Genomic DNA, 6,847 nt, shown 5'->3' on the forward strand with positions numbered 1-6,847 from the left:
CTTAGGTATTCGCGGTTTGAACGCGTTTCTTTGCTTCGTTTCTTTGCGCGTTTGCAAAGAAATGAAGTCCCGCCCCGGATAGGGGCTAACAGTAATAAGCAAGAAAATACTACTTATGCAGAACGACCACGCGAGCAGAAGGACTCAACGCTCTCCCCACACTCGCCGCGAGCAGCACCGCCCCACCGTATTTGCACGGATATTGTAAAAATGCCCCCATCGGCACGCCCGTTGGCGCCAAACCACGCGCGATATCGATCCGGCATGCGAGTTGCTGGCAACCAATGGAGTGCGACGTACCGGACTGCACGTCGTAGAAATTCCATGCCACCACGGAGCCAGCCATGCGACACACCGTTATCGGTATCTTCGATACCTACGATCAAGCCGAAGTCGCGCGCAGCGCGCTTTTCGCGTCCGGCTTCGCCACCGGCGACATCGAACTCCAAGCTGCACCCGAATCACGTTCGTCCGCCGACCCATCACTGACACCAGGCGGCGCGGAGCATTCCGACACGAGCATTCTCGGAAATATCGAACGGTTCTTCTCCATGCTGTTCAGCGGTCGAGAACGCCCGCCCGAAGTCGAACACTTCTCCGAAGCCGTTCGGCGTGGCGCAGTGCTCGTAGCTGTCGATGCCAATACGGACGATCGTGCAGACCTGGCCCGCCAAACGCTCGCGCAGCAAGGCGCCATCGATATCGACGAGCGCGCCGCAAGCTGGGGAACGCTCGGGCATGACGCATCGGCCACCAGACCCGCCGTGCGCGCCAACGATCGCGATCACTCGCTTCTTGACGAACTCGGCCTGGGCTCCGGTAGTGCCGTGCCGGGAACGGCGCCGGTCAACCCCCCTTCAGACCCCTTGGCACCCGTGCGCGCTGACGTCAGCCGGACTCGCGCCTATCCACGCGCCGATCAAGGAGACCCCGCTCTGGACGCGCTCGATCCAGTCACCCCGGTCGCGCGCGATTCGTTCGCTGAGAGCAGCGAGTCGACGTATCGCCCAACCAACGTCGACCCGGCGACGGGCGGCACACTAGCTGCAGGATGGCGGCCAGTCGAAGCGCGCGATCCACTGGACGAGACCGAGGCCGCCGCACGCGCCGATGCATCCGTCGCGCGTTCGCTGAGTCAATCGCCGTCGGGATCGAACGCCACAATTCCCGACGAATACATGGAATATGAGGACGATTTCCGCACCGACTATCAGTCGAATTACGCGGCTACCGGCGCACCTTACGAAGAATACGAACATGCCTATCGATACGGCGCGACCGCTGGAACCGACGAACGCTATCGCAACCGGGATTGGGACGAAGCCATGGAAATCGACCTGAAACGCGATTGGCAAAGCCGCAATCCGCAAGGTGAAGACACGTGGGAACGCGTCAAGCTGGCTGTGCGCCACGGTTGGGATCGCGTAACGGGGCATCATCACCAATAAGTGCTCCGAGCTGGAAATCGAACGGCCCGCTTGCGCGGGCCGTTCGCTTTTACGCGCTCGTCTCAACCGCCCCGGAACGCTAAACGCGCAGATCTCAGCTTTCAGCCGACCCGATGATCACGTAATGCGCAATCTAAGCGCACGCCGATGCACGCATTGATTGCACACCATTTTTGAGATGATCTCCACAAAGTTGTCCACAGATTCTGTGGACAACTTTGTTTGTCCTTAAAACATCTGCCTCAACCGCCAGGACTTATGGCGAAAAAACGCTTGACATCGTGCGCTGACAAGAATGGTCGCTAGAACGTGCTTTTTTCTGTGGATAACTTGGGCGGCCTATTGGCGAAAAACATTGCATCGTGGCGGGACCCTTGGCATGTCGACCGCTGCGAGCCATCGTTGCCCGTGGGTCGGATTAATGTCGACTTGACAACAATGTGTTTTGATTACCGCTATTGGTCATCGATAGATTCGTGAATAGACTGTTTCATATCGGCGACGCATCGCGTGTCGCCCCGGCCGGAATGCAGAGGTTGATCATGAAACGTGCTCTTATTGGTAGCTTGCTGTTCGCAGCGGCAATGTCGTCGGCATCTGTGTTCGCGCAAACCACCGGCGCCGCGAACGCAGCCGGGAATGCACCCATTACGCGCGCCCAAGTGAAGGCGCAACTGGTCGCCGCGAAAAAGAGCGGGCAATTGGATCCGATTCACTCCGAAGCGTATCCGCAGTTGTTGCCATACCAATCCGCGCAAGGCGCGAATGTCACGATGGGCCGGTAGGACGCTCATGCAAGTTCATGTGGTATGAGTGCGCGCACGCAATAACGGTTTCGTGCTTATCAACCTGGAATTGACGTAGATTCGATCGATAGCAAGGCGCGCCGCGTTGGCGCGATCCTGAACCAGAATCTGTCTCGTAATCTCCTCCTCCACCTTGCTCCGATGGTGGATTGCCCGATGCTCGCATCGGGCTTTTTTTTGTCCGTCAGCGCAGCACAGCACCGAGACGCCAGCGTGACAAGCGACGAACCTTGCGCCGACGCGCCGTTGATCCGAGTCACTGAAGGCGCGAGCGACACAGACGACTAAGGTGAGCGATTTCGGGAGGTCGGAGAGGTGAGTACGGACGCCGATAAAAACTCACGTTTCGACTAAATTATCCAATTTTCAGCTCACCGTTGCTTGCGGCGCCGCTTGATAGAATACTTTAAGTAAACCCCTGAAAGCCTTTATGGTAAAGGATTTACAGCTTTTTCGACGATGTCCTGAGTCGCGAAGAAGACGCGGCACGATGTGTGAAGACATCGTTCGGGCGTGCCCCTTGAAACCCGCGTGCGAGAAGGCACACGCTTGAGGTGAGGCAATACGGGAGGTGCATTGGGCGCGGGTAAGCACCAAAATCAAGCCCAGTTCAACGCCGATTTCCTCCACGCCACACTCAATATTTATACCTAAAAATCAAATACTTACCATTCATTATTAATGTTTTATCTAATCGATGAGACTCCGTTCTCTCGCCATAGGGTCCCGTATGTATCCGCAAAACAAGAAGCAAAGGTGAGGGAATGCGGGAGCTGATTCAACCAAAGAAAGCGCGCTAAAGGAGCCATGCGCCCTATCTCACCGCGCCAGGACACGCATGAGCCTCAAAGTCGCCCTCGGCTGCCCGTGGTTGGAACGCGTTAATCGTCGATGGCGTCGTAGAGATGGTTTTCGAACACCGCAGCCATCGGAAACGGTTCGATGCCGCGTCGCTGGATCATGACAATGCCGATCATGTCCTCGACCGGATCTGCAAACCAGCTTGTTCCGAGCGCTCCGGGCCAGCCAAATGATCCAGCCGACCGGTAGCCAAGAATGCGCTGCTGGGCAGGATCGTCGACGATAGCCAGGCCAAGCCCGAATCCTTGTCCCGCCCATAAGACGTGGTTGAACGCAGGAATGCGCCGCTGGTCGCGCGCGAGGAAATTCAAGCGCATCAGGTCGACGGACTTATGCGACAGCAAACGCGGCCCGTTAGCCCGTTCGCGCGCGTTGCCTTGCAGGCGACCTCGGCCGAGCAGCACGCGCGCGAAAAGCAGATAGTCGTCGATGGTGGAAACAAGACCGCCGCCGCCACTTTGAAAACGCTCTTGTTTCAAGAACCGGCTGGATGCGGGATGATCTTCGGCAACCCGTTTGCGCGTGGCCGGATCGATGACGTAGGAAACCGACAAGCGTCCCACCTTCTCCGGCGCCACCACAAAACCCGTGTCCACCATGCCGAGCGGCTCGAAGATTCGGGTCTCGAAGAATTCCCCCAGCGATTCGCCGCTAATGCGCTGGATAAGCGCGCCAAGCACGTCAGTCGCAATGCCGTAATGCCAGCGCGTTCCAGGCTGGAACATAAGCGGCAATTCAGACACGCGTTGTAGCCACGCACCGGGATCGACCATCGCGTCAAAGCCGTCGAACACGCGCGCGTAGGCGTCGGCCAAAGGACCGACGGCGGTGAAATGGTAGGCAAAACCCGCGCGATGCGTCAGCAAGTCGAGCAGCGTGATCGGCGCGCGAAGGGGCTCAGTGCAGTCCAGCGAGCCCGCGGGATCGGACAAAACCTTGGCGTGCGCCAGTTCAGGCAACCACTGGGAGATGGGGTCGTCGAGCGCGATCCGGCCGTCTTCCACCAGCATCATCGCAGCGACGCTCGTGACTGGCTTGGTCATGGAAGCGATACGGAACAACGTGTCGCGCGTCATGCGGATTCGCGCTGCGTCGTCGCTGTATCCCAGGGCGTCGACGCGGGCGATTTCTCCGTGTCGCCATGCGAGCGTTACGCAACCGGCGACATCGCCACTGTCGACAAACCCCTGCATGGCGGCTCGCCCGCGCTCAAGGCGTTCTGCGCTGAATCCGGCTTCGGCCATCGATTATTTTCCTAGGGTGATCCGCATCGCCGCATGCACGCGACTAGAACGCGCCGCTTAAGGACGTCATTTAAGCACACCGGAAATAGGGATACCAAGACAGATCGACAAGCGTATTGGGCGTATTAACCCTGCACAATTCATCCGCAGGCGAGAACGATTGAATCGTTTGTCCTACGGCTTTTCCGATGGGGAAAATCGATTCACGGAATAAACCGATTACCCCCCAAACGATTATCTGAACCGCCGCGTCACTTGGCTTTGCACGCAATCAAGAGATTGTTTTGGCCGTTATCACTGGTTTGGTCCAGCACGTCATAGCCTCCCGCGCATATCGCGCGGGCGTTTTCCTCGCAATTGCGCCAGCCGCCAGCGCTAGGGCACTGGATCATCGAAGTCGGGCGCCCGTCGGGGGAAAAAAGCGGTGGCGCGCTGCTGCATGCAGAGAGCACCGAGATTGTCGCCAAGATTGGCAAAAGCGCGAATAACCGCGACGCGAGTACGCTGGCCAGCTTCATCCCGAACCCCTTTTCAAGCTGTTTTTTATTGATCGCGTGAGTATGCCACGCGAAGCTTTCGAGTAAGCTGCAAACCGCTCACGCCGCTGTCCGGACGTTACTTTCAGCTACTTTTGCAAGCCCCATATATCGCTGTCGATCATCTCGACGCGTGCATCGATTTTCGCTTTTACATCGGCGAGCGCCTGATTGTAGAAGTGCGCGCCAATCGTCTTCGATAACGCGTCCAGCCACTCCTTCGCCTCGAAGAGACCGAGGCGCGCGTCGAAGCGCTCTTCTGCCAGGCGCTGCAACTGGGCGATAGCAAGCGCTTCATGTTCGCGAGATAGCAGTGTCATAGGTTTTCCTGCGTCGTTGACTTCGTTCTAGACTTCGATCCCGAGTGCCGCGATCTTCTTGTACATTGTCGCCCGGCCAATCCCGATGTGCTGCGCCGCTTCCGCCACTCGACCGCCCGTGGCACGCAGGGCATCGGAGAGAAACTGCTTTTCGAACTCAATCATGGCCTGCGCATAAGGGACATGAGGCACATGGGGGACGGCGGACTGCGCGGCCGTTTCCACGACAGCCGGCGCCGGGAAGCTCGCCGTGCCCATGAACGAGCGCAGCGTGCGGGCGTCGATCTGCTCGCTATCGGAGAGCATCACGGCGCGCTCGAGCGTGTTGCGCAGTTCTCTCACATTGCCCGGCCACGGGTACGCGGCGAGCAGGCGCCGCGCGTCGTCGTGGAGCACGAACTGGCCGGAATGGCGGGGACTGGCATCGGCGGAAAGCTCTTCGAGCATGGCGTACACGAGCGCCTCGATATCGCCCGTTCGCTCGCGCAGCGGCGGGGCATGAATCGAGAGCACGTTCAGCCGATAAAACAGGTCAGCGCGAAACCGCCCATTTGCGACCAGCGCAGGCAGATCCGCCGATGTCGCCGCGATGATCCGCACGTCCGTGCGCACGATGCGGTTCGATCCAAGCGGTTCGAACTCCTTTTCCTGCAGGACCCGCAGCAATTTCCCCTGCAATGCGAGCGGCATGTCGCCGATCTCGTCGAGGAACAGCGTGCCGCCGTCGGCCAACTCGAACTTGCCCACGCGCCCCTTCCGGTCCGCGCCCGTGTACGCGCCCGCCGACGCGCCGAAGAACTCGACTTCGAGCAAGGTATCGGGAATGGCCGCGACGTTCACCGACACCAACGGCCGGGCCGCCCGCGCCGATGCCCCGTGAATCGCATGCGCCAGCAATTCCTTGCCGGTACCGGTTTCGCCCGACAGCAACACGGGCGAATCGACTTGCGCCGCGCGCCGCGCCCGGCGCTTTACGTCGAGACTGACCGCACTCGTGCCGACAAAACTCGCGAACGTATATTTGGCGCGCCGCGCCTGGGCGAGCGATTGCCGCGTCGCAATGAGTTCCTGCTGCACGCGCGAATAATGAGAAAAAAGCGGCGTGAGCGCTTTCATTTCATCGAACAGCGCGAAACCGATCGCGCCGACCGTTTCGCCGTGATCGTCTTTCAGCGGCAAACGCGTGACGACCAGGGGTTCGCGATCGTTTTCAAGGATATCGAGCAGGATCGGCTTGCCGGTGATCACCACTTCGCGCATCAGGCTGTTCGGGATCACCGATTCGCAATCGCGGCCAATCACTTCTTGCGGATCCGAGAACCCGAATCGCGCGGCGTAACGCTTGTTGATCCAGACGACGCGCGCGTTTTTATCGACGATGAACGTGCCTTCGCTCAGGTTTTCGAAGGTCTTGAAGAGCGAATCCATCGCGCGACGCAGAACGTCGCCATAATCGACAGGAACGTGAGTCCAGTCAGTGTGCATCAAGCTATCTCGCAAGTTTTAATCGGACATTCTCGAAGTCGAGACAGGGTATCTTGAAATGTGGAATCGGAACAAGTCGTTGTTTCACCGACCGTTCGGCTGGAATATTCGCTGGTGCTGTCTCCAGATGTAGACATTGACAGTTCT

At 58.8% G+C, this 6,847-nt stretch carries 6 protein-coding genes; 2 read left to right on the forward strand and 4 right to left on the reverse strand.

Features of this window, described 5'->3' with window-relative positions:
• Positions 1–109 precede the first annotated feature (109 nt).
• Positions 110–346, reverse strand: coding sequence for a hypothetical protein (locus WCA53_RS14830; RefSeq protein WP_423911527.1), 237 nt, complete (start codon positions 344–346; stop codon positions 110–112).
• Between WCA53_RS14830 and WCA53_RS14835 the strand changes: the two genes are divergently transcribed.
• Together WCA53_RS14835 and WCA53_RS14840 are read left to right on the forward strand one after the other, a co-directional pair.
• A complete protein-coding gene (locus WCA53_RS14835) occupies positions 345–1,448 on the forward strand; it encodes a hypothetical protein (RefSeq protein ID WP_423911529.1) in 1,104 nt (367 codons plus the stop codon). The two genes, WCA53_RS14830 and WCA53_RS14835, sit on opposite strands and share 2 nt — an antisense overlap.
• A 542-nt stretch (positions 1,449–1,990) precedes the next feature.
• Entirely contained in the window at positions 1,991–2,233 is a 243-nt protein-coding gene (locus WCA53_RS14840) for a DUF4148 domain-containing protein (RefSeq protein ID WP_423911531.1), read from the forward strand.
• A 902-nt stretch (positions 2,234–3,135) separates the two neighbouring features.
• Here WCA53_RS14840 and WCA53_RS14845 read toward each other — a convergent pair.
• The 3 genes from WCA53_RS14845 to WCA53_RS14855 all read right to left on the reverse strand — a co-directional run bounded on the left by WCA53_RS14845 (position 3,136) and on the right by WCA53_RS14855 (position 6,700).
• Entirely contained in the window at positions 3,136–4,359 is a 1,224-nt protein-coding gene (locus WCA53_RS14845) for a serine hydrolase domain-containing protein (RefSeq protein WP_423911533.1), read from the reverse strand.
• 625 nt (positions 4,360–4,984) lie between these two features.
• Positions 4,985–5,215, reverse strand: a complete 231-nt coding sequence (locus WCA53_RS14850) for a DUF2164 family protein (protein WP_423911536.1) — start codon at positions 5,213–5,215, stop codon at positions 4,985–4,987.
• Positions 5,216–5,242: 27 nt separating this feature from the next.
• Entirely contained in the window at positions 5,243–6,700 is a 1,458-nt protein-coding gene (locus WCA53_RS14855) for a sigma-54 interaction domain-containing protein (RefSeq protein WP_423911539.1), read from the reverse strand.
• Between the last annotated feature and the right edge of the window lie 147 nt (positions 6,701–6,847).

This window comes from Caballeronia sp. (assembly GCF_049581465.1).
In the GTDB taxonomy this organism is placed as follows: domain Bacteria; phylum Pseudomonadota; class Gammaproteobacteria; order Burkholderiales; family Burkholderiaceae; genus Caballeronia.